Genomic DNA, 23090 nt, shown 5'->3' with positions numbered 1-23090 from the left:
GGCGGATCCTAGCGCTGCGCTAAACGGCTGTGCAATGAGCGCCGCGTCAAGACGTCGCCGGCTGAAGCGGCACCGTTGCAGTCGGCGGCGCCCCCTGTAACAGGAATGCGACAGGCCCCTGGCCGCCTTGCCCTGCGGCACATGGGGCTGCGCAATCCCAACACTTTTCCCACGCCGTTGTAACACTCCGGCACCACCCCGGGCGTGCAGCCCCTGGCCATCTGTTGGCGGGCGGGCCTCCTGAAGTTGGCACGGTTGATGCGTGACTCCGCCGCACCCACCGCGGGAGATCGGCATGGACGGCACTACCCTCATTCGCAGCCTGGCAGCCACACTGGCGCTGGCCTCGTTGTCGGTCGCCCCCAGTGTCGGCGCCTCGGGTGCCCGCCAGGGGGTGAAGGCGCAGCCGGGCGAGATCGTCCTGCTGCGTGATGTGGCGGCGCGGCCGGCGTACCGGATGGCCCCACCCGGAATGGCCCTGATCGCCGACCCGAAGCCGCAGCGCGAAATCGCCACCGCGCTGGGCACCGGCGCCGCGGGCGGCGGCATGGACGAGCTGAGCGAGGAGGACTACGCCGGCATGGGTGCTGGCCGCAGCACCGGGCCTGCAACGCCACACGGCACCACGGTCGAGCGCGTGACCCAGCAGGCCCTGGGCGGCACGCTCGGCCGCAGCAGCGATGGCATGCTCGGCAGCAGCCTCGGCGGCGCCATGAGCGGTCCACTGGGCGCGGTCGGCAACAGCACACGGGGCATCGGCGATACCGTACGCGGCGCGCTTGCCCAGTTCCCGCTGCAGGGCCCTGCCCCGGCAGGTGGCAAGTGAAAGGCCGCGCCTGGCCGCTGCTGATGGTGGCCGCGGCCCCCGCGCTGGCACACGCCGATGACTACACCGGCATGCTGGCCTACCTCGATGTGACCTGCATCGAGGGCCGGACGCTGGCCGGTGCCAGCGGCGCGATCGCAGTGAACCAGGCCGCCGGTGATCTCAACCTGCAGGGCAATCTGCGCGGCATCGCCACCGGCGAGCGCGCCGACGTGGCCATCAGCGCGCAGCAGCTTCAGGGCGGCAACCGCGTGCTGCCGGCGCCGCTGCATGCACGCGCCGACATCGGCGGCGATGCACTTGCCGGCGCCAGCGGCATCGCATCGATCAACCAGGCCAGCGGCATCGCCAACACGACGCTCAACGTCGTCAGCGCGACGCTGGCCCGACAGGGCATACGCGAAACCGACGACACGGCCCTGGCCGCCGAAGGTTCCGCGTTGGCAGGGGGGCGGGACGACGCCGGTCGCGGCGTTGCGACGGGCACCCGCAGCGCCGGTGTAGCCAGCACCGCATTGCGGGGATTCGACGGAGTCCTGCAACTCAATCAGGTCGCGGGCAGCGGCAACGATACGGCCAACGTACTGGGCCTGGTCGTGCAGGACCGCCCGTGACAACCACCCAAGCGATGCACCATCCGATGAGAGAGAGAGGGCACCATGAAAGCGACCGTCAAACAGACCATGCTCGCCATGGCGATTGCCACTGCCTCGACCGCCGCTGCGGCCAATGGCTGGGACAACCAGAACGCCAATGCGAACATCAACCACAACCATACCGTCAGCGAAACCCGCAACGAGACCCACAACCACACCGACAACGACGTGCGCAACCGCACTGTCAATGTCAACGTACAGAAGCACAGCAACATCCAGGCCGACGAACGCAAGGAAAAGAACAACCACGGCGTCGACGTGAACCTGGAAAAGGACCTGCGCCTGAGTACCGACGTCAATTTCTCCGGTGATCCGAGCATCAGTGGCGACATCGACCTGGACTCGGCCGCAATTGCGGTGATCGACAACCGGCAGTCGATCAGCAACAACGCCACCAGCAACAGCCTGGTCACCAACAGCGCGTCGATCGGTGACAGCGTCGGCGCCGGTGCCTCGGGCAATCTGGGCTTCAACGTTGTCTCCGGCGACAACAATGCGCAGGACAACGCGGCCTCGCTGTCGGCGGCTGATGCGTCCTTCAGCTTCGGCATGGCCGACGCCGAAGTGTTCGTCAACCAGGCCGGCTTCGGCAACGCCACCATGAACTCCGGTGTGACCAACGCCGCGGCGCTGGGCGGCAATGCCTTTGGTGGCGCGTCGGGCAACATCGGGGTGAACATCGCCTCGGGCAACAACAACGAGCAGAAGAACGCACTGGCCGCGTCGGTTGCCACCACTGCCGTTGCCCAGTCCAGCATCAGTTCCAACCAGGTCTCCACCGGCAACACGGTCAGCAATGCCGGGTTCGTGCAGTCCTACACCGATACGGTGCAGGTCGGCATGCGCGGGGGCGTCAGTGGCCTGACCCTGGCCTACGGCGCCGGCACCTACCGTGGCACCGGCAACGCCTACCAGATGGCCAACTACTACCTGGATACGTGGAGTGGCGACCTGCCGCACCCGGGTGGCAACAGCACCGGCCATATCGATCTGGACAACCAGATCCAGAACGCCACGATGAACCCCAACCGGCCGGGGGTGGGCGGCCTGGGCTTCGATACGCGTGAAAGCGGCACCAGCCAGTTTGTCGAACTGGGAGTGGCCGACCTGTACGCCAGCCTCAGCGGCACGGTCAGCACCACGCGCTGGGTGAACGTCAATGCGACCAACACCTCGGCGCTGTCCGGCAGTGCGTTCTCCGGCGCCTCCGGCAACATCGGCGTGAACGTGGCCGCCGGCACCGGCAACCTGCAGGCCAACAGCCTCGCCCTGGCGGTGGCCCAGCCCAGTACGGGCGGCGGTGGTGGCAACGGCGAGTAAGCGCAACACCCCGGCCGTCCGCCAATGGCCGGGTCCCCGGGAGCCCCTGTTCCTCCTCCCCCTTGGGACAGGGGCTCCCCCCTGCTGACGGAGAACGACATGATCCGGTGTCGCGCGTGGTTGCTGCTGATGGCGCTGTTGCTGCTGGGCACGGGCCCGGCGTGGGCAGGCGATGTGCGCTTCAGTGGCGTGCTGCCCAACGGCGCGCTGCTGCAGCAGAAGGTGGAGAGCATGCAGGAGCGGCGCTACCGCAACGTGGTGCGCCAGCACACCGACTACAGCTGCGGCGCAGCGGCGCTGGCGACCATCCTGCGCCATGCCTACCACCTGCAGACCGACGAGGCGACGGTGATCGAGGGGATGATGGGGGTATCCGATCCTGCGCTGGTGGCCGAGCGCGGGTTCTCCCTGCTGGACATCAAGCGCTACGTGGAGTCGCTGGGCATGCGCGGCCGCGGCTATCGCATCGACGAGGCACGCCTGCGCACGCTGCGTGTTCCCGGCCTGGTGCTGATGGATGTGCGCGGCTTCCGCCACTTCGTGGTGCTCAAGCAGGTGCGCGACGGCTACGTGGAAGTGGCCGACCCGATTCTCGGCAACCGCAGCCTGGCCCTTCCCGACTTTCTGGCTGCCTGGCCATCACGCGCTGTGTTCGTGGTGATCGGCAGTGATTTCGACCGCACGACCGTCCTGCTGCAACCCAGCGAACGGCCCAGCGCACGCGCGCTCTACGCGCGGCAGGGGCCGATCACCGATGCGGAACTGGTCGACTTCGGCTTCAGCCACGCCGACCTGTTCTGAAGGAGGCCTGCACATGTTTCGTCAATGTTGCTGGATGGCCCTGCTGCTGGCGACGCCTGCCCTGCCGCTCCAGGCAGCGGAGGCCGCCCCCGGCCGTGGCCTGACCGAGATTCCGGACCCGGAACTGAACCTGATGCGGGGACGCTACACCGTGGGTGGCAACACGGTGGCCTGGTTCGGGGTCACCATGGTGTCGCAGTGGCAGGCCGGCAATGGCGCCGCACTGCAGGGCGCACTGACGCTGGGCATGGATTTCCGCGGCGGCGGCGCCCCCCGGCTGAGCTTCCAGCCCAGCGTGCAGGTCACCGCGGCCGATGCACCGCTGCCGGACACCTCCGGCCGCAGCATCGACAGCAGCGGGCTGGGCAATGCCAGCGGGCTGGTGCAGAGCGTGCAGGTGGCCGGCGATGGCAACGTGGCGCGCAACGCGACCATGCTGACCGTGCGCGATGGCGCCATGCCCGCCGGCTTCACCGACGGCGCACGTTCGGCCAGCGCGCAGCAGGCGGGCCTCCACGCCACCGCCGCACTGGACGGCAACCAGGCGCGCCTGCTGTTGCAGGTGGACGGACAGGGCCTGGTCCAGCAGTGGATACGCAACGGCAGTGTCGGCCAGGGCATTGCCCTGGTGGGCGATGGCCAGAGCGCCAGCAACCAGCTGCGGCTGGAGCTGGTACGCGATACCGCGGGCGGCAACCTGCCGTTGAGCCAGAACGTGGCCCAGGCGATTGCACTGAACCGCGGCATGGGGCCGGGCCAGTAGCAGCGGCCCGGCATTGGGGGAAGCGAGTCACAACGCAGGGCACGAACATGCACACCCTACTGAGGATCACCCCGCTGGCGCTGGCGGCGCTGGCAGGCACCGCGCTTGCCGCGCCGCCAGCGGCCGACGATGGCGCCGACGTGCAGGCACTGGCCAACCAGCTGGAGCAGCTGAAGAGCAATTACGCCCAGGAGGTCCGGCGGCTGCGCGAGCTGGACATGCAGGTACAGGCGATGCAGGCGCGCCTGGCAGGCCGGGCCGGCCCGGACGCCGTCGCGCCTGCGGCGCCCTTGGCACAGGCCGCGGCGGCAGCCGTTCCTCCCAGCAGTGAGGGCTATGCCAGCACCGCCGCCGAGGCGCAGCAGGCGAAACAGGAGTCACGGCGCAGCGTGGATGATGTGAAGCAACAGCAGTCGGCGCTGTTCTCGCGTCGTTTCACCCTCGAGAACAGCCTCACCTACGCACGCTACGACCGCAAGCAGCTCACCCTCAACGGCTTCCTGGCGCTGGATGCGATCTTCCTGGGCAACATCGCCATCGAGAACGTGGAATCCGATTCGCTCACCTACAACCTGGCCGCGCGCTGGGGTGTCAGCCCGAACCTGACGCTGAACCTGGATGTGCCATACCTGGCGCGGCGTACCGTCTACCAGAAAGGCGGTGCCGGCGGCGCGGCGGCGGCGATCGCGCAGGAAGAGACCAACGGCAACGGCCTGGGTGATATCGGCCTGAGTGCCAACTACCGGTTGTTCGGCGAACGTGGCTGGCGCCCGGAAACCGTGCTCACCGCCGGGGTAACCGCGCCTACCGGGCGCGCACCGTATGGCCTGGACTGGAAAGTGATTGAACGCGACGACGATGACTACATCCGGTTCGCGGTGCCGCGCGAGCAACCCACCGGCAACGGCGTCTGGCAGGCCAACCTGGGCCTGTCGATGGTGAAAACCGCCGATCCGGCCATCCTGTTCGCCAATGTGGGCTACGTGCACTCGTTCGCGCGCAGTTTCAACGATATCGACAGCAACCCCGACACCGTCAATCCTGGAGAAGTGAAGCTGGGCGGTTCGGTGTACTTCGGCGCGGGCGTGGCGTTCGCCTTCAACGAGCGCACCAGCCTCAGCCTGTCCTTCAGCGACCGCATCAGCGCCCGCGCCTCCACCCGCTTCGAGGGCGGCCAGTGGGTGAAAGTGATCGGCAGCGACGCCAACGCCGCGTCACTGAACCTGGGCGTGACCTATGCGCTGAACCAGCACACCACCTTGGTGACCCTGCTGGGCATCGGCCTTACCCCGGATGCGCCCGACTTCACCCTGGCATTCAAGATCCCGTACATGTTGTAGCGACAGCGCCCGGCCAGGCCTGCGCCGAACACCGCTGACCCGCGCAGGCCCGGGTTCATCTTCCGGCACCACAGCGGTCGGCGCCCGCTGCTATATTCGGTGCAGTTCGGCAGGCATGGTGCCTGCCCGCGAATCTCAGGGAGCGGTCATGGGTCTGGTACAGGCAGTGAAGGGTGCGGTCGGCGGCGTGCTGGCCGACCAGTGGAAGGACTTCTACACCGTGCCGACGGGGTTGCCATCCACTGCGGCGCTGTTCGCAGCGGTACCACAGGGCACCAATGCCGGCCGCGGCGCCAATACCCGTGGCTCGTCCAACATCATCAGCAACGGCTCGAAGATCATCGTACCGGAGGGCTATGGCCTGCTGCTGTTCCAGGACGGCGCCATTACCGCATTCGTTGCCGAACCCGGCGGCTACGAGTGGCGTTCGGACGATCTGAATTCGCAGTCGATCTTCGCCGGTGACGGCCTGGTCAGCACCTTCATCAAGCAGAGCTGGGAGCGCTTCAAGTTCGGTGGCCAGCCCGGCTCGCAGCAGGCCGCCTATTTCGTGTCGCTGAAGGAACTGCCGGACAACCGCTTCGGTACCCAGTCGGAGATCTATTGGGACGACGGTTTCCTCAATACCCAGGTCGGTGCAGTCACGCGTGGTTCGTACACGCTGAAGATCGTCGACCCGATCCTGTTCGTGAAGAACTTCGTGCCGGCCAGCTACCTGCGGCCGGACCAGGTGTTCGACTTCACCGATCTGGACAACGCCGCCGCCAGCCAGCTGTTCAATGAAGTGGTCGGCTCGCTGGCCCCGGCCTTCAGCCTGTATACCAACGATCCGGGCAAGGGCAACCGCATCACCAAGCTGCAACAGGACTCGCTGGGCTTCGCGCAGAGCCTGTCGGCAGCGGTCGAACAGGGCTACCAGTGGAAGTCCGACCGCGGCCTGGCCATCGTCAAGACCGCGATCGTCTCCATCGAATACGACGCCAACACGCGCGAGCTGCTGAAGACGGTGCAGCGCGCCGATGCCCTGTCCGGTTCGCGTGGCAATTCCAACCTGCAGGCCAGCGTGGCCCAGGGCATCCAGTCCGCCGGTGAGAACGGTGGCGCGGCCGGCCTGGTCGGCGTCGGCATGGCCTCAGGCATGTTCGGCGTGGGCGGCATGCAGCAGCCGGTCACGCCGGCCGCCGATGACCCCGTGGCCAAGCTGAAGAAGGCCAAGGAGATGCTGGATCTGGGCCTGATCACCCAGAGCGACTATGACGCGCTGAAGGCCAAGGCACTGGGCCTGTAACGGGCAGGACGCACGACGACCATGTCCGATCCCCGAAACGGCCCACCGCCGCTGCCTGGATCCGCGCCTGTGACGCCGCCGCCCCTGCCGGCGGCGTCGCTCGATGGCCCGGGTTCGCCGCAGGATGTCCCGCCCCTGCCCGGCAGCTTCCCACTGGACACCTCGAAACTGCCCCAGGCGATCCGCGATGAAGTGGAAGCGCCCGACCCGATGGCCATCGACACCTCGGCCAGCGAACTGAAGGACGGTATCAACCGCTGCCCCAGGTGCGGCGCCACCGATATCCGGCCCAAGGCCGGCACCGACATCCTCATCTGCCTGTACTGCCGTCACCAATGGCATGGCGAGCGGGTGGAAGAAGCATTCGGGCTGGGCGAGAACATCGACCAGCTGCGCGGCACCGTCATCGCCTCCGGCGCGCGCGACATCGATGCCGATACCTCGGCGCTGATGACCTTCAAGTGCACCGGCTGCGGCGCGGAAGTGACGGTCAACACCGAAAGCACCATGACCGCACGCTGCCACTGGTGCCGGCATGTGTTCGGCGTCAACGAGCAGATCGCCAACGGCGCCGTGCCCGACGCCGTACTGCCCTTCCATATCAGCAAGGACGATGCGGTGGCGCGCATCCGCCAGTTCGTGGACAAGCGCCGGCTGTTCGCGCTGAAGGCCTTCAAGCAGCAGTTCACTCCGGAAAACGTGGTGGGCGTGTACCTGCCCTACATGATTGTCGACAGCAATGTCAGCGCAGCGGTGGCCGGCAAGGGCGAGATCCAGACCCGCCAGTACGAGGTGGGCAACGACAAGAACAAGCGCACCGTCTATGACGCCGATGTCTACCAGATCGAGCGCCAGATCGACTTCACCGTCGACGACCTGCAGATGGAATCCTCGGCCGAGCGCGGCAACCTGGATGTCAGCGCCAATACCAACAACATCATCAACACTATCCTGCCGTTCGACACCAAGAACGCGGTCAAGTGGAACGCCTCCTACCTGGCCGGCTTCACCTCGGAAAAGCGCAACGTGGACGTGGAAAAGCTGCGCCCGCGGCTGGAGGACCAGCTGCTGTCCATCGCGCGCGCGCAGGTGGAGGCGTCGGTCCGCGGCTACAACCGTGGCGTGCGCTGGGAGCAGGAACAACTGGAAGTCCACGGCACCCGCTGGGTATCGATGTACCTGCCGGTCTGGCTGTACTCCTACCACCAGCCGGGCCGCAACGGCGGCATGCTGCACTACATCGCGGTGAACGGCCGCACCGGTGAAACCATGGGCAGCGTGCCGGTGCAGCAATGGAAGATGCTGCTGGCGGCACTGGCCGCCGGCACCGTCATCGAAACCCTCGCAATTGCAATCCTGATGGCAACCTCATGAGCGACGACAGTGGCCTCTGGCTGTTGGCGGCAGGCCCGGCCGGCGCAACCGCGCTGTACTGGGCGCTGTACCGCTACTACCGCAACACCGACAAATCGCACTCCTTCGAGCACGAGACCGAGGTCAAGGCGAAACCGGTCACCGGTTCCAACCAGAAGGTGGGCCAGGTGCGGGGCACCGAAGCCACGCGCATCGAAGGCGACAACGTGTACGAATATCGACGGCGCGTGGTCCGCGTGAAACCCGAGCCGTAGCGCCAGGCCACGCCTGGCTTGCGGGGAGAGCGCTGCCTTCTGGCCGGCGCCGTCCCGTACTGGCCGGCCGCCCTGCGTCATCACGCGCCCTCCCACCCGTGCGGCGGGATACTCGGCCACTCCCGCCTGCCGAGGATCCTGCGATGGCCGCCGCTCTTGCCCGCACCTGCCTGTCTGCGCTGTGCTGCGTTACCCTGCCCGTCCTGGCCCAGGACGCCTCGTTCGGATTCGGCGAACAGACCACCCGCACCGAGCAGGCCACGCAATCGAGCAGTACCCAGGTCCAGAACAGCGGTTCGATGACCACCCAGACCACCACCAGCGGCAGCACCCAGTCTGAGTCGCGCACCGAAAGCAAGGAGGTCGGCGTGGGCTTCGGTTTCCACGACGACAACGATGACTGGAGCCATGACCGCCACCGTGGCGACCGCGATATGCGCGACAGCGATCTGTTCGGCAGCTGGACGCTGGGCCAGGAAAACGGCAGCACCTGCACCATCGAGCTGAAGGACAGCGAGTGGTTCGGTGGCTACAGCGCCTACGTGCCCGCCGGCTGCCCGGACGGCTTCTTCCCGGCCAACCGCTGGGTACTGTCCGGCAACCAGCTGCTGCTGACCGATACCAGCAATACGGTTTTCGGGCGTTTCCGCGCGTCCGGCGGCGGGCGCTGGACCGGGTACCGTGAATCGGATGGGGCGCGCCTGTACCTCAACCCCAAGGGGCGTTGAGCGTAGCGTGCACGCAGCGGGCACGCGGCGACCGCGAAGATCAGGCGTCCGCCCCGCCCGCTCACCGAAATGTCCGCTCCCACTGGCTCCCGCCTCGTCATCTACGCTGCTCTGGCGGGCAACCTCGCCATCGCCATCGCAAAGTTCATCGCTGCCGGCATCTCAGGCAGCTCGGCCATGCTCAGCGAGGGCGTGCATTCGCTGGTCGACACGCTGAACGAGATATTGCTGCTGTACGGCCTGCGCCGCGCCGGCAAGGCGCCGGACCCGGTGCATCCGTTCGGCTATGGCCGCGAGCTGTACTTCTGGAGCTTCATCGTCGCCCTGCTGGTGTTCGCCGCTGGCGCCGGCGTTTCGGCTTACGAGGGCATCCAGCACATCCGCCAGCCGGAGCCGGCCACCAACCACGCGTTGAGCTACAGCGTGCTGGGCATCTCCATCCTGTTCGAAGGGGCTTCATGGTGGGTGGCGCTGCGCGAGTTCCGGCGCACCAAGGGCAAGCTTGGCTACTTCGAAGCCTTCCGCCGCAGCAAGGATCCTTCCACCTTCACCGTACTGCTGGAAGACAGCGCTGCATTGATGGGCCTGGGCTTCGCGTTGATCGGCCTGGTGGCCGCCCAGCTGCTGGACATGCCGGTGCTGGACGGCGTGGCGTCGCTCTGCATCGCCGGCGTGCTTGCCGCAACCGCCTTCCTCCTCGCCCGCGAAACCAAAGGCCTTCTGGTGGGGGAGCCGGCCCATCCTGCGGTGGCCGAGCGGATCATGGCGGTGGCCGAAACCGATCCGGACCTGCGTCGCGCGAACGGCGTGACCACCATGCAGATGGGCCCGGAACAGGTCGTGGCCATGCTCAGCGCCGAGTTCGAGGATGACCGGCAGACCCCGCAGATCGAAGCCTGCATCACCCGCATCGAAACAGCGGTGAAGCGCGAGTATCCGGAACTGGTGGCACTGTTCATCAAGCCGCAGACACCGGAGGTGTATGCCGCCCGGCGCGCTGCACTGGCCGCACCGCCTGCGCCGGAATGACGCGGCGTCTGCGCCCGTTTCACCTGATCGATGCCACAGTGCCACGATCTTTCACCCGAGCCTGCCACCACCGTGCCGGACTGGTTGCCCGCCTCCCTGCAGATCCTGCCGCGCAGCTTCTACCGGCGTCCGTCGACCGACGTTGCGCCGGAGCTGCTCAACAAGCTGCTGGTGCGCGACGATGGTCGCGCTGGCCGCATCGTCGAGGTTGAAGCCTATGCCGGCAGCGACGATCCCGCCGCGCACTCCTATCGCGGGCCAACGCCGCGCACCGCCAGCATGTTCGGTGAGGCCGGCCACCTGTATGTCTACTTCACGTACGGCATGCACTGGGGCAGCAACGTGGTCTGCGGAGAGGTCGGTGAAGGCGTGGCGGTGCTGCTGCGGGCCGTCGAGCCGCTGGCGGGCCTGGAGCGCATGCGCGAACTGCGCCCCGCCGCGCGCCGCGACCACGATCTGGCCAGTGGCCCCGGCAAGCTCTCGCAGGCCTTCGGGCTGGACCGCAGCTTCGACGGCGCCGATCTGGTGACAGGCAGCCACGGCGTCGTCATTGCCAGCGATGGCATGCCGCCCCCGGAAAATCCGGTGGTCGGCCCCCGCATCGGCATCACCCGCGCTGTCGATTTCCCTTGGCGTTGGCACGTCCGTGATCACCGTCACGTATCGATCCAGCCACGTCGTACGCCCGCCCCCGCGAGGAAACGATGATGACCCCGCTCGACAAACCGCTGCGACGCGAACTGGACATCGACGGCCAGCCCTACACCCTTACGCTGGACCCTCAAGGCCTCAAGCTGGTTGAAAAGGGGCGGCGCAAGGGCATCACACTGCGCTGGCAGGACCTGGTGTCCGGTGATGCCGCACTGGCCACCGCCCTGCAGGCCTCGCTCCAGCAACACTGAGCCGGCGCGCCCGGCTCACGTCGGCATCACCCTGCCATGGCGATACATAACGCCGTGCGCATTACCGTGATCTCAGCCAGCCGCCGCAACCGCCCTCGCCACCCTGCCCTGAAAAGCGCCATGGACGAAGCCGAACGACTGCTCGAAATCGAACGACTGCACCTGTTGGATACCCCCCCGGAGCCGGTGTTCGATGCCATCGTCGCCGCCGCCCGCGCCGCGACCGGCCTGAGCATGGGCCTGATCACCGTGGTGGCCGAAGACCGCCAATGGTTCAAGGCCAACATCGGCCTTGAGGGCGTCAGCGAGACCGCCCGCGAAATTTCCTTCTGCACCCACGCCATACGCCAGGACCAGCTGTTCGAGATTGCCGATGCGCGCCAGGACCCACACTTTTCCACCAACCCATTGGTGACCGGCGGGCCACGCATCCGCCATTACGCCGGCATTCCGCTGGGATCGGCCCACGGTGCACGCATCGGCACGCTATGCCTGCTCGACCCGATGCCCGGCGTGCTGTCGCCGTCCCAGCGTGAACTGATGGTGCATCTGGCGCGGGTCACCACCCAGGTACTGGAACAGCGCAGCACGCTGATGGCGCAGGTCGGCCAGGCCAGGGCGCTGCATCGCGAACTGAAGCGCAGCGAGGACTTCCTGGAGCGCACCAACCGCGCCGCCCGGGTGGGCGGCTGGGAGATGGACCTGGTCACCAACGAAGTGCGCTGGACCCGGGAAACCAAGCAGCTGCACGGGGTACGCAGCAACTTCGAACCCACGCTGGAGACCGCGCTCTCGTTCTATCGCGAGGACAGCCGCAACATCATCCAGGCGGCGGTGCAGCGTTGCATCGACGAGGGAACATCCTGGGAAGTGCAGCTGCCGATGACCACGGCCGACGGCCGCGCGATCTGGACCCGTGTAGTCGGCAGCCGGCAACAGGTCGACGGCCATCCACGCCTGGTCGGGGCGATCCAGGACATCACCGACGAGCGAGCCGCGCTCGACGCGCTGGAAGCGAGCGAAACCCGCTACCGGCGGCTGTTCCACTACAGCCTGGGCCTGATCTGCACCCACACGCTGGACGGCACATTGACCTCGGTGAATCCGGCGGCGGTGCAGTCGCTGGGCTTCGAGGAAAGCCAGATGATCGGTCGCAGCCTGTGTGACCTGATGCCGCCGGAGAAACGCGAGGGCTTCAAGGCCTACCTCGCTCGGATCCAGGCGAACCACACCGACGCTGGCGTGATCGAGCTGATCGCCGCCGACGGGACGCGCCATTACTGGGCGTACCACAACGTGCTCGACAACGAGGCCAGTCCGCCCTATGTGCTGGGACATGCGCAGGACGTCACCGCGTTGCGGACGCAGGAACAGCAGCTGCGCGACATGTCCTTCAAGGATCCGCTCACGCAGTGCTACAACCGGCGATACCTGCACCGGCTGGATGAACTGATTGATGAGCGCTGGGCCTGCGTGATGTTCGATCTGGACCATTTCAAGCATATCAACGACACCCAGGGCCACCGGCGTGGCGACGCCGTCCTGGTCGAGTTCGCTACCTTCCTGCGCTCACCGCTGGGCAAGGACGAGACGGTGGTTCGGCTGGGCGGCGACGAATTCATGGTGGTGCTGGTCGCGCCCGCGAATGGCCGCTTGAGCGAACTGGAGCACTGGTACCGCGGCCACGCCGCGCTCTCGCCCTGTGCGTTCTCGATGGGTGCGGCCATCAACACGCCCGGCGAGCCGGTAGCCGACACCATCCAGAAAGCGGACAGCCGCCTGTACCGCACCCGCGCGCGGGTACGCCGCGAGCGACGCGAAGACCCGGCCGCACGCTGATCACGCCCTGACCGTCACCCAGGCCGGCGCGTGGTCGCTGGCCTTTTCCTGCAGGCGTACCCAGCGATCGACGCCGGCATCCTTCAGTCGCTCCGCCAATACGGGATTCAACAGCAGATGATCGATGCGCAGCCCACGGTCGCGCTCGGCATGCTGGCGGAAGTAGTCCCAGAAGGTGTAGATCGTGGCGTCGCCGTGCACCTTCCGCAACGCATCGGTCCAGCCCTGCGCCAGCAGTCGTTCAAAGGCCTCGCGCACCTCGGGCTGGAACAGCGCATCGCGGCGCCAGGCCTTGGGGTCGTAGACATCGGCGTCGGTGGGAATCACGTTGAAATCGCCCAGCAGCAGCGCCGGGTGCGGCAGCTCGACCAGGCTGCGCGCATGGCGGATGAGGCGCTCCATCCAGCGCAGCTTGTAGTCAAACCTGGGCCCGGGCTGCGGGTTGCCGTTGGGCAGGTAGAGAGCGCCCACCACAATGCCATGCGCCGCCGCCTCCAGGTAGCGGCTCTGGGTGTCCTTGGGCTCGCCCGGCAATCGGCGGCGGCTCTCGACCGGCGTGGTCCCCCGTGCAAGCAGCGCCACCCCGTTCCAGCGCGCCTCGCCCTGCCACAGCGCGCCGTAACCAGCCTCTTCCAATGCCGAAGCCGGAAACGCGGCGTCGGTCGCCTTCAGTTCCTGCAGGGCAACCACATCCGGCGATTCCCTGTGCAGCCAGTCCAACAGCTGCGGCAGGCGCGTGCCGATGCCGTTGACGTTGAACGTGGCAATGCGAAGCGTCTTGCGGCGGGCCATGCAGGAAGTCTCCGCGGCGCAGCGGGTGAGCGTCCACTGTGCGCGCCCAGGCATGCAGGGGGCGTGGATGCCGCGTCATGATGCAGCGCCATCCGGTTCACGGACCGCTGCCGTGACGCACAGCAGGCTGGTCACCCGTGAACGGTACTGGAGAAGCCAATGGCGCCGCTTCCGCTGCGCGCGATCTACCAGGTCGACCCCTACCTGTTCCGCGACAGCAATGGCCGTGGCTGGGGCACGCTGGATGGCATCACTGAAAAACTGGGCTACCTGCAGTGGCTCGGCATCAGCCATCTCTGGCTGCTGCCGTTCTACCGCAACGCCGGGCGTGACGGTGGCTACGACGTCACCGATCACTACCGCATCGATCCACGCCTCGGCGATGAGGCCGCGTTCCAGCGGCTGGTCGATGCCGCCGACGCACGCGGCATCGGCATCATCGTGGAACTGGTGATGCAGCACACCGCCAGCGCGCATCCCTGGTTCGTCGCCGCGCAGCAGGGCGACCCCGCCTGGCGCGACTGGTACCTCTGGAGCGACCACGTGCCCGACGACGCCCTGCAGCCGATGTTCCCGCCGATCGAGGCCTCGGCCTGGACGTGGGATGCCGAGGCTGGCGCGTTCAACCGGCACATGTTCTACCGGCACGAACCGGACCTGGAGCTGGCCCATGCGCCGGTGCGCGACGAACTGCTGCGGGTGATGACCTCCTGGCTGCAGCGCGGCGTGGCCGGCTTCCGCGTGGATGCGGTCCCGTACATGGTCGAGCGCGCCCGCCACGCAGACCCGCGCGACGACGGGTTGTGGCTGCTGGAGGCGATGCGCGCCACGGCAGATGAACAGCAGCCAGGCCTGCCGCTGATCGGCGAAGCGGATGTCAGCGCATCCCGCTACGGTGACTTCCTGTGCCAGGGCCGGCGGCTTTCGCACCTGCTCGACTTCCATCTCAACAATCACTTCTTCCTGGCACTGGCACGCGGCGACGCCAGCGAAGTGGCCCGGGTCATGGCCGAATACGGACCGCAGGCACCGCCGCACACGCGCATCGCCTGGCTGCGCAACAATGATGAGCTCGACCTGGAGCAGCTGGAGCCGGACGAACGCGAAGCGGTGATGGAGCGTTTCGCGCCCGAACCGGGCATGCGCATCTATGGCCGCGGCATCCGCCGCCGCCTTGCGCCCATGCTGGAGGGAGACACAGCATGGCAGGCCATGGCCTGGGCCGCACTGCTGTCACTGGGTCAGGTGCCGGTGATCCGCTATGGCGAGGAGATCGGCCTCGGCGACTGCCTGGAGCTGCCCGAACGCAACGCGGTGAGGATGCCAATGCACTGGCACGACCGCCCAGGTGCAGGGTTCACCGATCAGCCGCGGCATGCCTGGCGCGCGCCGCCGGCAGACGGCCCCTACGGTTACCGGACGGTGAATGTCGAGGCGCAACGCACGGCACCCGGCTCGCTGCTGCTGCGCGTGCGCGAGCTGCTGCAGCAACGCAATGCACATCCCATACTGCAGCAGGGCCCGCATACGCTCGACCCGCCGTCTCCCGCGCTGCTGATGCTCCTGTACGGCGATGCACCCCGCCAGGCGCTGGCGCTGATCAACTTCGGCGACGAGCCAGTTGAGGTGGATGTACCCCTGCATGGTCCGCTGCACACGCTGGTAGGCCATGGCGCTAGGTTGCAGGATCGCCGCTGTTACCTGCAGGGCCACGGCTACACATGGCTGGCCGCCGAGGGCGCCTGAGTGCGCAGCGCGGGAAGCACGTGTTCGGCGAAATCATCGATGAAGCGGTCCTGCTCGCGGTTCACGTTGTGCAGGTAGATGCGATCGAAGCCCAGTGACTGCAGTTCCTGCAGCCAGGCCCGGTGCTGGCCCAGGTCCGCCGAGACATGCACGTGCTGGCGCAGCACCTCGGCACTGACCGACCGCGCCCGTGCTTCGAACTGCTCGGGCTGGTCCAGGCCTTCGGCCAGTTCCGGTGGCAGCACATTGGCGCTCCACTGCTCCATCGCGCCTTCCAGCGCCGCCTGTTCGGCACGCGCGTAGGAGAGCTTGGCCTGCAGGTACATCGGCTTGCCCCTGCCCCCGCCCTGCTCGAACGCCGCCACCACGCGCTGCAACTGCGCCAGCGGCTGGCTGATGGTGATCAGGCCATCGGCCCAGCCGCCCATCCAGCGTGCGGTGTCCTCCGTGACCGCTGCACCCAGCAGCGGCAGCGGTAGCGCCGGTCGGCTGTACAGCCGCGCCTGGCGCACCTGGAAGCCGCCGTCGTGGTCGACCTGCTCGCCGCGCCACAGCCGTCGCATCACCTCAGCGGCATCGCGCAGCGCCTTCTGGCGCTCCCGCTTGGCCGGCCACGGCAGGCCGGTGACGCGTTCGTTCAGCGCCTCGCCGGTGCCCAGCGCCAGCCAGATCCGGCCCGGCGCCAGCTGCTCCAGCGTCGCCGCTGCCTGTGCCACCAATGCCGGGTGCTGGCGCAGCATCGGGCAGGTCACCATGCCCAGGGTCAATGCGCTCTGCACCGCCAGTGCGCCGGCCCACACCCAGCTGTGGCCCGACTGCCCCTGCGCGGTCGTCCATGGGTGGAAATGGTCGGAGCACATCAGGGCCTCGAATCCCGCCTGTTCGGCGCGCAGCGCCAGGCCCAGCAAGGTGGCGGGCGGGAACTGCTCATGCGATGCGTGGTAGCCGATGGTCATCACGGATTCCGTGCGGGGACTGGACACGATGGCAACACCGGCCGGGCTAAAACGGCGTCATGGAAACGAACACGTCCTGCATCGGGCATCGACGCTGGGCTATCGCCGAGGGCTACATTCCAGCCTGGAGCACCGGCCCCGCACCGGAGATGCAAAGTCACGAAACCTGCTGCGTGCTCAATGCCGGCGACCAGGACGCCCACGTCACGCTGACCCTCTACTTCGAGGACCGCGATCCGGTGGGCCCCTACCGGATCACGGTACCGGCGCAACGCACCTGCCACCTGCGCTTCAACGACCTGCAGGATCCGGCGCCGGTGCCACGCGGCACCGGCTTCGCCACCCTCGTCGAATCCGACCAGCCGAGCATCGTGCAGCACACGCGGCTGGATTCACGGCAACCGGCCAACAGCATCATGACCACCATCGCGCATCCATTGTGAAGCCGCGCGCGCAGGCGTCCACGCTGCAACGACACCGCGCCCTCCAGCCGTTTACCCGCTTGGAGCGAGACTGGCGCCGGTTTCCTTGCGGAGAGTGACGATGGCCCTGCCCGACTACCCACGCCCGCCCTTCCCGGCGCAGCAGCAATCCTTCCCCGGCAAGACCGCGCAGATGCAGCCCCGGCCGGATCACGGCGAGGACAGTTATCGCGGGCATGGCCTGCTGCAGGGCAAGAAGGCACTGATCACCGGCGGTGACAGCGGTATCGGCGCGGCGGTGGCGATCGCTTTCGCGCGCGAAGGCGCCGACGTTGCCATCGCATTCCTCGATGGCGAGCAGGACGACGCCCGCCATGTGCAGCAGCAGATCGAACAAGCCGGGCGCAAAGCCGTGCTGGTACCGTGTGACATCAGTGACCCGGCACAGGCGCGCTCGCTCGTGGACCGCGCGGCCAGCGAGCTGGACGGTCTCGACATCCTGGTGAACAACGCGGCCTACCAGCGCTACTACGAGCACTTCGACGACATCACCCTGGATGACTGGAAGCGGACGTTTGATACAAACGTCCATGCCGTGTTCAATCTGACCCGGCTGTGCGTCCCGCACCTGCGCGGTGGCGGTGCGATCATCAACACGGCCTCGGTCAATTCCAAGCGACCGACGCCGAACATCCTTCCCTATTCTGCAACCAAAGGTGCCGTCGCCAACCTGACGCTGGGGCTGGCCGGCCTGCTGGCCGAGCACCAGATACGCGTCAATGCCGTGCTGCCCGGCCCGATCTGGACGCCGTTCATTCCCGCAGGCATGGCCGCCGAAGAGGTCGAACAGTTCGGCGCGCAGACGCCGTTCGGCCGCCCCGGGCAGCCAGCCGAACTGGCCTCTGCGTATGTGATGCTGGCTTCGGACAGCGCCAGCTACACCTCCGGTGCACTGCTGACCATCTCCGGCGGCGCAGCCACGCTGTAGCCGCCATGACCGGATTGCCTGCCTGGGTCGAGGACTGGCTGACCGTGGTGGTGCCGGTCGCCGAGGTGCTGGCCATCCTCGGCGTTGCATGGGTGATGGTTCGCGCACTGGCGTGGCTGCTGGTGCAGGCCCGTCAACGCGGCCGGCTGGCGCCCGAGCTGCATGTGGGCCTGCGCCGAGGGGGCGCCCTGCTGCTGTACATGGCGGCCGGGCTGCTGATACTGGAGCGGCTGGGCGTTTCACGCTCGGTACTGTGGACGGCGCTCACTGGCTTCATGGCCGTCGGTGCGGTGGCGTTCTTCGCGGCATGGAGCGTGCTCTCCAACCTGTTCTGTTCGTTCCTGATCGTCGCCACGCGCCCGTTCCGCATCAACGACACCATCGAGGTGCTGGAAAGCGTGGACAAGCCCGGGCTGTGCGGCCAGGTGGTGGACATCAACCTGATCTACACCACGCTGAGTGATCGTGGCGAAGGTGCCCGCGGTTGCCTGCTGCGCGTGCCCAACTCTCTGTTCTTCCAGCGCATCACCCGGCACTGGGGTGACGGCGGGTATTCCCAGCTGCCGGGAAGCGTGCCAATCAAAGGCAAGGTGCGCTGAGCACCTGTAGAGCCGAGCCCGTGCTCGGCTTGCTCCGCGCAGCGCACGGTGCATTGCGACCTGAGCGGAGAGCAGCCGAGCGTGGGCTCGGCTCTACAGGTGCCACAGCGGGCGACCCTACTCCGCTGTCAATGCCGGGATCGGGTCCAGCTGCGCCGCACTGCGCGCCGGGAAGTAGCCGAAACCGAGCCCGATAGCAGACGAACACGCCAGCGCGGCGAGCACCAGATAGGTGCCCATGCGCCGCTTGGCGCTACAGGAACGCCGCCATGCGCTGCAACTCGTCGTCCAGCGCGCCACGAAACACCTTGTCGCGGGCCAGTGACCTGCCGGCGTAGCCCAGGCTTGACGCCAGTTCGCCATCGCGCACGCTCAGGTTGGCCCAGCCCACTACCTGGTCATGCCACAACACCGGCAGTGCGTAGTAGCCGTACTGGCGTTTCGGCGCAGGCGTATACGCCTCGAACCTGTACACCCAGCCCCACAGCAGCTCGAAACGGCGGCGGTCCCACACCACCGGGTCGAATGGCGCCAGCAGGCGCACCTGCTCGTCTGGCGCATGCCGCCGCGAGCGCGGATTCTCTTCGGCTGGCCAGTACCAGGTAGTGCCCTCCAACGTGCAACTGGCCAGCTGCTGCTTTGCCAGTGCCAATGCCTTGCGGGTCTGCCCCGCCAGGTGCGGTGCGCCATAGCCCAACAAGCGCACCAGGTAGGTCAGGCTCGCCGATGGCAGCGGCGCGTACTTGCGTACTACCAGATCGATCAGGGCGGCGGCCCGTTCGACCTGCGCCTGCTCGCTGGCATCCGCCTCGGCATGCTCGGCAACGGCGTAGATGCGCGTGCCGTTGTCACGCCGCGCCACGCGCAGCATGCCGCGGTAGTGCATGCCATCGAGCAGATGCGTGCTGGCGCTGCTGGTACCGCCCCAGTAGTTGGTCACCCGGCCATGCGCAAACGCCTGGTCAACCTCACGCGGGTGCACGCTGCCACGCTCGCGCACGAAGGCCAGCACGTCGGCTGCGCGGCGATGGGTCTCGGCGTCCCACTCGCGCTTGGACACCCGTGGGTGCATCAGCGCCAGATGCTCACGCGGCAGGAAGCCGTAGTTCACCAGGCAATCCTCTTCCACCGGCAGGCGCGCATAGCGCCGCTCCAGATCCCCTGCGCGGTAGTCCTTCACCCGGTGCCGCAGGGTCAGGTCCTGCGCGCGCGCAGGTGCGCGGATCGGATCGGCCTGCACGAAGCCCAGCCGTCGTATCGCGGTCAGCAGCGTGGTCGGCTTGAACAGGGTGCGCGCCACCGCGTAGCGGCGCAGATCTTCAAGGGTCGGCGTGGCAGGCATGGCCGCATTGTAGATCCACGCCGTGCGTGGATGGCATCACGGTGGTCAGTCCGCGCTCTCCGCGTCCAGCAGCTGCAATGACCCGATCACCAGCGCCCGCATGCCCTGCTTGAACTCGGTGATCACCTGGCCCTCTTCGTCATCCGCAATCGCGTAGATGGTGTCGGCGCCAGCGATGCAGTAGAACGCGATCGTGGCCAGCAGCCAGCGCGCCTTGTCCATCGGCAGGCCGAATACCTCGGCCACGTGGGCCTGGTGCGAGGCGATCTTTTCCAGCATCGGCGCGGTCGCCACCGTGCGCCGCAGCAGGTACGGCGGCAGCCCGGGGTGCGCCTTCACCACCTCGCACAACGATTCGACGAAGACCATCAGATAACCCTGCAAGCCGCCCGGCGCATCTGCCGACGCGCGCGGGATCTGCCAGCGCTGGAACACCGCCTCCGCCACCAAGCGCTTCAACGCCTCCAGGTTCGCCACGCGCTTGTACAGCGCGGCCTGGGTTACCGCCAGTTCGGCGGCCACGTTGGCCATGGTCAGGTGGGGCAGACCCAGGCGGATGCCGATGTCGGCCAGGCGCTCCGGGGTAATGGTGGGCGGGCGGCCACGGGTCGGCGCCGTTGGATCGGGGTGCGGGCTCTTACGGTGTGTGCTCATACCCTGCCGAGGGTGCCAGCAAAGGGACCCTCTTGTCCGCTTTGGTCTATTTAGTTTATTTTACTCAACTAATTCGGAATGCGTCCGGTTCGCAACCACGGCGCAGCCCGAACCGAGCCCCAGGCTCACTTCCCGCCAGGTCCCCACCCAGCCGACAACCCTGCGCTGCGCGCTCTTCCCGTGCTTGCCGATGGCAGCGCGCCAGGCGCGCTCGCGCCCAAGATTCACAGGACCCTGGCATGACCACGTACCGCTCCTCTTCCCCGCAGAACGGCGCTGCCGCCGCGTCATGCGGCCACGCGCATCTGCACGGCCTGGCCCGGCGCCACCGCGCATCGGCGCTCGCGCTTGGCCTGCTGGCATCATGTGCCGCGCTGGCCGAAACCGCGCCATCCACCCTGCCCTCGGTACAGGTGCAGGAACAGCGCCGCGTGACGGGGGACTATGCGGGCGGCCAGGTGGCCGCCGGCAGCCGCGTCGGCCTGCTCGGCGACAAGGACTTCATGGACACGCCGTTCAATACGGTCAGCTACACCGAATCTTTCATCCGCGACCGCCAGGCCAAGGACCTGACCGACGTCATCGCCGCCACCGACCCCACGGTGTTCAGCAACGGCGTCACCGGTGCGTGGAGCGAGAACTACGCGATCCGCGGCTTCGCCTCCAGCACCAGCGACACCACCTTCAATGGCCTGATCGGCATGGCGCCGTACTACCGCACCTCGCCGGAAATGGTCGAACGCATCGAAGTGCTGAAGGGCCCTTCCGCACTGCTCAACGGCATGCCACCGGGTGGTTCGGTCGGTGGCAGCGTCAACCTGGTGCCCAAGCGTGCAGGCGAGCAGCCGCTGCTGCGGGTCAGCGCCAACTTCGCCTCCGATGCGCAGTTCGGCACCCATGTGGACATCGGTCGCCGCTTGGGCACCGACAAGCAGTTCGGCATCCGCTTCAACGGCGCCTACCGTGATGGCGATGGCGCCGTGGGCAAGCAGCGCAAGAAGGTCCAGCTCGGTTCGCTGGCACTGGACTGGCGCGGCGAACGTGCCCGGCTGTCGGCCGATCTGTACAGCGCCGATGACCGTGTTGATGGCCCCGCGCGTGGTGTCGGCCTCGCGCCGGGCGTCGCCATTCCGCGGCCGCCGCGTGGCGATACGCTGATCAATCCGGACTGGGCCTACGTGGACAGCCAGGACAAGGGCGCGATGCTGCGCGGCGAACTGGATATCAGCGATGCCCTGACGGCCTACCTGGCCTACGGCACCAGCAGGACCGATTACCGCTACAACGGTTCGATCAGCGCGCAGATCCTCAATCCGGCCGGCGACTTCACCACGGTGATCGGCCAGCTCGCCTTCGATATCAGGAAGCAGTCCGCAGATGCCGGCCTGCGCGGCAGCTTCCGCACCGGCGCTGTCGGCCACCAGTGGGCCGCAAACGTAATCCACTACCAGCACACCCAGAACGATTACGGCCGCCGCAGCGTGCCGGGCTGGGACTGGACCACCAATCTGTACAACCCGGTGTGGGGCCCGGCGGCGCCGTTCGTGGCGCCGCACATCTCGCATACCGAGCTGCGGCTGGACAGCCTCGGCTTCGCCGACACCCTCGCCTTCGCCGATGACCGCGTGCAGCTGACGCTGGGCGTGCGCCGCCAACAGGTGATCAGCGAGACCTTCAACGTCGCTACCGGTGCGCGCACCTCGCGCTACGACGAGAGCGCCACCACGCCGGCAGCGGCCCTGCTGGTGAAGGCGACCGACACGATCTCCCTCTACACCAACTACATTGAAGGCCTCAGCCAGGGCGCCACCGCACCGATGACCGCCGCCAACGCCGGCGATGTGTTCGCACCGTTCCGCACCCGGCAGAAGGAGCTGGGCCTGAAGCTGGACCTGGGCAGCTTCGCGCACACCTTCGGCGTGTACGAGATCAAGCGGCCCAGCAGCCACACCGACCCGGTCACGAATATCTTCTCGTTTGGCGGCCAACAACGTAACCGGGGCGTGGAATGGGGTTTCTTCGGCGCACCGCTGGACGGCGTGCGTTTGCTGGGCGGCGTGGCCTATGTGCAGCCGAAGCTGACCCGTACGGCCGGTGGTGTGAATGAGGGGCGCATGGCCACCGCCGTGGCCCAGCGCCAAGCCAAGCTCGGTGTCGAATGGGATGTGCCGATGTTGCAGGCCCTGACCTTGACCGGCAATGCCACGGCGATGTCGAAGCAGTACATCAGTGCCGACAACCGCCTGTCGGTGCCGGGGCGTACGTTGTTCGACGTGGGCGCGCGCTACAGCACGACGCTGGCCGGGCGGCCACTTGCGCTGCGCGCCGCGGTGAACAACGTGGCCAACAAGGCGTACTGGGGCATGCCGTTGCTTTCCAGCCTGGCGCTGGGAGCGCCGAGGACGGTACTGCTGTCGGCAACCATGGATTTCTAAGCTGGCGTGAACCCCCTGTAGAGCCGAGCCACGCTC

At 67.4% G+C, this 23090-nt stretch carries 24 protein-coding genes; 19 read left to right on the top strand and 5 right to left on the bottom strand.

The window, feature by feature from the left end:
- Positions 1 to 295 precede the first annotated feature (295 nt).
- From ARC23_RS02015 to ARC23_RS01950, 14 genes are all read left to right on the top strand, one after another.
- A complete protein-coding gene (locus tag ARC23_RS02015) occupies positions 296 to 826 on the top strand; it encodes a hypothetical protein (RefSeq protein WP_057495681.1) in 531 nt (176 codons plus the stop codon).
- Between the two features lie 23 nt (positions 827 to 849).
- The gene (locus ARC23_RS02010; protein ID WP_057495776.1) at positions 850 to 1440 is read left to right on the top strand and encodes a hypothetical protein; all 591 of its coding nucleotides are present in this window, start codon (positions 850 to 852) and stop codon (positions 1438 to 1440) included.
- Positions 1441 to 1485: 45 nt separating this feature from the next.
- Positions 1486 to 2802, top strand: a complete 1317-nt coding sequence (locus tag ARC23_RS02005; RefSeq protein ID WP_057495680.1) for a hypothetical protein — start codon at positions 1486 to 1488, stop codon at positions 2800 to 2802.
- A gap of 99 nt (positions 2803 to 2901) precedes the next feature.
- The gene (locus ARC23_RS02000; protein WP_057495679.1) at positions 2902 to 3603 is read left to right on the top strand and encodes a C39 family peptidase; all 702 of its coding nucleotides are present in this window, start codon (positions 2902 to 2904) and stop codon (positions 3601 to 3603) included.
- Positions 3604 to 3616: 13 nt separating this feature from the next.
- On the top strand, positions 3617 to 4366 hold the full coding sequence (locus tag ARC23_RS01995) for a hypothetical protein (RefSeq protein ID WP_057495678.1): 750 nt from the start codon (positions 3617 to 3619) through the stop codon (positions 4364 to 4366).
- 47 nt (positions 4367 to 4413) lie between these two features.
- Positions 4414 to 5706 carry a transporter gene (locus tag ARC23_RS01990; protein WP_057495677.1) on the top strand — a complete coding sequence of 431 codons (1293 nt, stop codon included), beginning with the start codon at positions 4414 to 4416 and terminating at the stop codon, positions 5704 to 5706.
- A gap of 148 nt (positions 5707 to 5854) precedes the next feature.
- Positions 5855 to 6994 (top strand): SPFH domain-containing protein, encoded by a 1140-nt coding sequence (locus tag ARC23_RS01985; RefSeq protein WP_057495676.1) that lies wholly within the window; start codon positions 5855 to 5857, stop codon positions 6992 to 6994.
- A gap of 21 nt (positions 6995 to 7015) precedes the next feature.
- Positions 7016 to 8368 (top strand): hypothetical protein, encoded by a 1353-nt coding sequence (locus ARC23_RS01980; RefSeq protein WP_057495675.1) that lies wholly within the window; start codon positions 7016 to 7018, stop codon positions 8366 to 8368.
- The gene (locus ARC23_RS01975) at positions 8365 to 8622 is read left to right on the top strand and encodes a hypothetical protein (RefSeq protein ID WP_057495674.1); all 258 of its coding nucleotides are present in this window, start codon (positions 8365 to 8367) and stop codon (positions 8620 to 8622) included. The genes ARC23_RS01980 and ARC23_RS01975 overlap by 4 nt, the downstream gene beginning before the upstream one ends.
- A 143-nt stretch (positions 8623 to 8765) precedes the next feature.
- Positions 8766 to 9350 (top strand): AprI/Inh family metalloprotease inhibitor, encoded by a 585-nt coding sequence (locus ARC23_RS01970; RefSeq protein ID WP_057495673.1) that lies wholly within the window; start codon positions 8766 to 8768, stop codon positions 9348 to 9350.
- Between the two features lie 69 nt (positions 9351 to 9419).
- A complete protein-coding gene (locus ARC23_RS01965; RefSeq protein WP_057495672.1) occupies positions 9420 to 10379 on the top strand; it encodes a cation diffusion facilitator family transporter in 960 nt (319 codons plus the stop codon).
- A gap of 72 nt (positions 10380 to 10451) precedes the next feature.
- Positions 10452 to 11087 carry a DNA-3-methyladenine glycosylase gene (locus tag ARC23_RS01960; protein ID WP_057495775.1) on the top strand — a complete coding sequence of 212 codons (636 nt, stop codon included), beginning with the start codon at positions 10452 to 10454 and terminating at the stop codon, positions 11085 to 11087.
- The gene (locus tag ARC23_RS01955; RefSeq protein WP_057495671.1) at positions 11087 to 11281 is read left to right on the top strand and encodes a hypothetical protein; all 195 of its coding nucleotides are present in this window, start codon (positions 11087 to 11089) and stop codon (positions 11279 to 11281) included. Before ARC23_RS01960 ends, ARC23_RS01955 begins: the two co-directional genes overlap by 1 nt.
- A gap of 120 nt (positions 11282 to 11401) precedes the next feature.
- On the top strand, positions 11402 to 13120 hold the full coding sequence (locus ARC23_RS01950; RefSeq protein ID WP_057495670.1) for a sensor domain-containing diguanylate cyclase: 1719 nt from the start codon (positions 11402 to 11404) through the stop codon (positions 13118 to 13120).
- On the opposite strand, the gene xth is transcribed toward ARC23_RS01950, so the two are convergent.
- A complete protein-coding gene (gene xth, locus ARC23_RS01945) occupies positions 13121 to 13912 on the bottom strand; it encodes an exodeoxyribonuclease III (protein WP_057495669.1) in 792 nt (263 codons plus the stop codon).
- A gap of 159 nt (positions 13913 to 14071) precedes the next feature.
- On the opposite strand from xth, the gene ARC23_RS01940 reads away from it, so the two are divergent.
- The gene (locus ARC23_RS01940; protein WP_057495668.1) at positions 14072 to 15658 is read left to right on the top strand and encodes an alpha-amylase family glycosyl hydrolase; all 1587 of its coding nucleotides are present in this window, start codon (positions 14072 to 14074) and stop codon (positions 15656 to 15658) included.
- Here ARC23_RS01940 and ARC23_RS01935 read toward each other — a convergent pair.
- A complete protein-coding gene (locus ARC23_RS01935) occupies positions 15628 to 16614 on the bottom strand; it encodes a TIGR03885 family FMN-dependent LLM class oxidoreductase (RefSeq protein WP_057495667.1) in 987 nt (328 codons plus the stop codon). The two genes, ARC23_RS01940 and ARC23_RS01935, sit on opposite strands and share 31 nt — an antisense overlap.
- A 59-nt stretch (positions 16615 to 16673) precedes the next feature.
- Between ARC23_RS01935 and ARC23_RS01930 the strand changes: the two genes are divergently transcribed.
- The 3 genes from ARC23_RS01930 to ARC23_RS01920 all read left to right on the top strand — a co-directional run bounded on the left by ARC23_RS01930 (position 16674) and on the right by ARC23_RS01920 (position 18623).
- On the top strand, positions 16674 to 17057 hold the full coding sequence (locus ARC23_RS01930) for a sensory rhodopsin transducer (protein WP_057495666.1): 384 nt from the start codon (positions 16674 to 16676) through the stop codon (positions 17055 to 17057).
- Between the two features lie 100 nt (positions 17058 to 17157).
- Positions 17158 to 18024 (top strand): glucose 1-dehydrogenase, encoded by an 867-nt coding sequence (locus ARC23_RS01925; protein ID WP_057495665.1) that lies wholly within the window; start codon positions 17158 to 17160, stop codon positions 18022 to 18024.
- A 5-nt stretch (positions 18025 to 18029) separates the two neighbouring features.
- On the top strand, positions 18030 to 18623 hold the full coding sequence (locus ARC23_RS01920; protein WP_057495664.1) for a mechanosensitive ion channel family protein: 594 nt from the start codon (positions 18030 to 18032) through the stop codon (positions 18621 to 18623).
- Positions 18624 to 18740: 117 nt separating this feature from the next.
- Here ARC23_RS01920 and ARC23_RS21275 read toward each other — a convergent pair whose 3' ends face one another.
- Genes ARC23_RS21275 through ARC23_RS01910 form a run of 3 tightly spaced genes read right to left on the bottom strand, consistent with a single transcriptional unit; the run spans position 18741 to position 20619 of the window.
- Positions 18741 to 18863, bottom strand: a complete 123-nt coding sequence (locus ARC23_RS21275) for a hypothetical protein (protein WP_275044119.1) — start codon at positions 18861 to 18863, stop codon at positions 18741 to 18743.
- Positions 18864 to 18876: 13 nt separating this feature from the next.
- The gene (locus tag ARC23_RS01915) at positions 18877 to 19965 is read right to left on the bottom strand and encodes a DNA glycosylase AlkZ-like family protein (protein WP_057495663.1); all 1089 of its coding nucleotides are present in this window, start codon (positions 19963 to 19965) and stop codon (positions 18877 to 18879) included.
- Positions 19966 to 20010: 45 nt separating this feature from the next.
- On the bottom strand, positions 20011 to 20619 hold the full coding sequence (locus ARC23_RS01910; protein ID WP_057495662.1) for a TetR/AcrR family transcriptional regulator: 609 nt from the start codon (positions 20617 to 20619) through the stop codon (positions 20011 to 20013).
- Between the two features lie 239 nt (positions 20620 to 20858).
- Between ARC23_RS01910 and ARC23_RS01905 the strand changes: the two genes are divergently transcribed.
- Positions 20859 to 23054 carry a TonB-dependent receptor gene (locus ARC23_RS01905; protein ID WP_057495661.1) on the top strand — a complete coding sequence of 732 codons (2196 nt, stop codon included), beginning with the start codon at positions 20859 to 20861 and terminating at the stop codon, positions 23052 to 23054.
- Positions 23055 to 23090 lie beyond the last annotated feature (36 nt).

The organism is Stenotrophomonas beteli (assembly GCF_001431665.1).
GTDB lineage: Bacteria > Pseudomonadota > Gammaproteobacteria > Xanthomonadales > Xanthomonadaceae > Stenotrophomonas > Stenotrophomonas beteli.
This window is presented reverse-complemented; position numbering and strand designations above follow the sequence as displayed.

Coding starts and splice junctions, on each gene's coding strand:
- ARC23_RS02015 (WP_057495681.1), top strand. CDS start 296: ATGGACGGCACTACCCTCATTCGCAGCCTGGCAGCCACACTGGCGCTG.
- ARC23_RS02010 (WP_057495776.1), top strand. CDS start 850: ATGGTGGCCGCGGCCCCCGCGCTGGCACACGCCGATGACTACACCGGC.
- ARC23_RS02005 (WP_057495680.1), top strand. CDS start 1,486: ATGAAAGCGACCGTCAAACAGACCATGCTCGCCATGGCGATTGCCACT.
- ARC23_RS02000 (WP_057495679.1), top strand. CDS start 2,902: ATGATCCGGTGTCGCGCGTGGTTGCTGCTGATGGCGCTGTTGCTGCTG.
- ARC23_RS01995 (WP_057495678.1), top strand. CDS start 3,617: ATGTTTCGTCAATGTTGCTGGATGGCCCTGCTGCTGGCGACGCCTGCC.
- ARC23_RS01990 (WP_057495677.1), top strand. CDS start 4,414: ATGCACACCCTACTGAGGATCACCCCGCTGGCGCTGGCGGCGCTGGCA.
- ARC23_RS01985 (WP_057495676.1), top strand. CDS start 5,855: ATGGGTCTGGTACAGGCAGTGAAGGGTGCGGTCGGCGGCGTGCTGGCC.
- ARC23_RS01980 (WP_057495675.1), top strand. CDS start 7,016: ATGTCCGATCCCCGAAACGGCCCACCGCCGCTGCCTGGATCCGCGCCT.
- ARC23_RS01975 (WP_057495674.1), top strand. CDS start 8,365: ATGAGCGACGACAGTGGCCTCTGGCTGTTGGCGGCAGGCCCGGCCGGC.
- ARC23_RS01970 (WP_057495673.1), top strand. CDS start 8,766: ATGGCCGCCGCTCTTGCCCGCACCTGCCTGTCTGCGCTGTGCTGCGTT.
- ARC23_RS01965 (WP_057495672.1), top strand. CDS start 9,420: ATGTCCGCTCCCACTGGCTCCCGCCTCGTCATCTACGCTGCTCTGGCG.
- ARC23_RS01955 (WP_057495671.1), top strand. CDS start 11,087: ATGACCCCGCTCGACAAACCGCTGCGACGCGAACTGGACATCGACGGC.
- ARC23_RS01950 (WP_057495670.1), top strand. CDS start 11,402: ATGGACGAAGCCGAACGACTGCTCGAAATCGAACGACTGCACCTGTTG.
- xth (WP_057495669.1), bottom strand. CDS start 13,912: ATGGCCCGCCGCAAGACGCTTCGCATTGCCACGTTCAACGTCAACGGC.
- ARC23_RS01940 (WP_057495668.1), top strand. CDS start 14,072: ATGGCGCCGCTTCCGCTGCGCGCGATCTACCAGGTCGACCCCTACCTG.
- ARC23_RS01935 (WP_057495667.1), bottom strand. CDS start 16,614: ATGACCATCGGCTACCACGCATCGCATGAGCAGTTCCCGCCCGCCACC.
- ARC23_RS01930 (WP_057495666.1), top strand. CDS start 16,674: ATGGAAACGAACACGTCCTGCATCGGGCATCGACGCTGGGCTATCGCC.
- ARC23_RS01925 (WP_057495665.1), top strand. CDS start 17,158: ATGGCCCTGCCCGACTACCCACGCCCGCCCTTCCCGGCGCAGCAGCAA.
- ARC23_RS01920 (WP_057495664.1), top strand. CDS start 18,030: ATGACCGGATTGCCTGCCTGGGTCGAGGACTGGCTGACCGTGGTGGTG.
- ARC23_RS21275 (WP_275044119.1), bottom strand. CDS start 18,863: ATGGGCACCTATCTGGTGCTCGCCGCGCTGGCGTGTTCGTCTGCTATC.
- ARC23_RS01915 (WP_057495663.1), bottom strand. CDS start 19,965: ATGCCTGCCACGCCGACCCTTGAAGATCTGCGCCGCTACGCGGTGGCG.
- ARC23_RS01910 (WP_057495662.1), bottom strand. CDS start 20,619: ATGAGCACACACCGTAAGAGCCCGCACCCCGATCCAACGGCGCCGACC.
- ARC23_RS01905 (WP_057495661.1), top strand. CDS start 20,859: ATGACCACGTACCGCTCCTCTTCCCCGCAGAACGGCGCTGCCGCCGCG.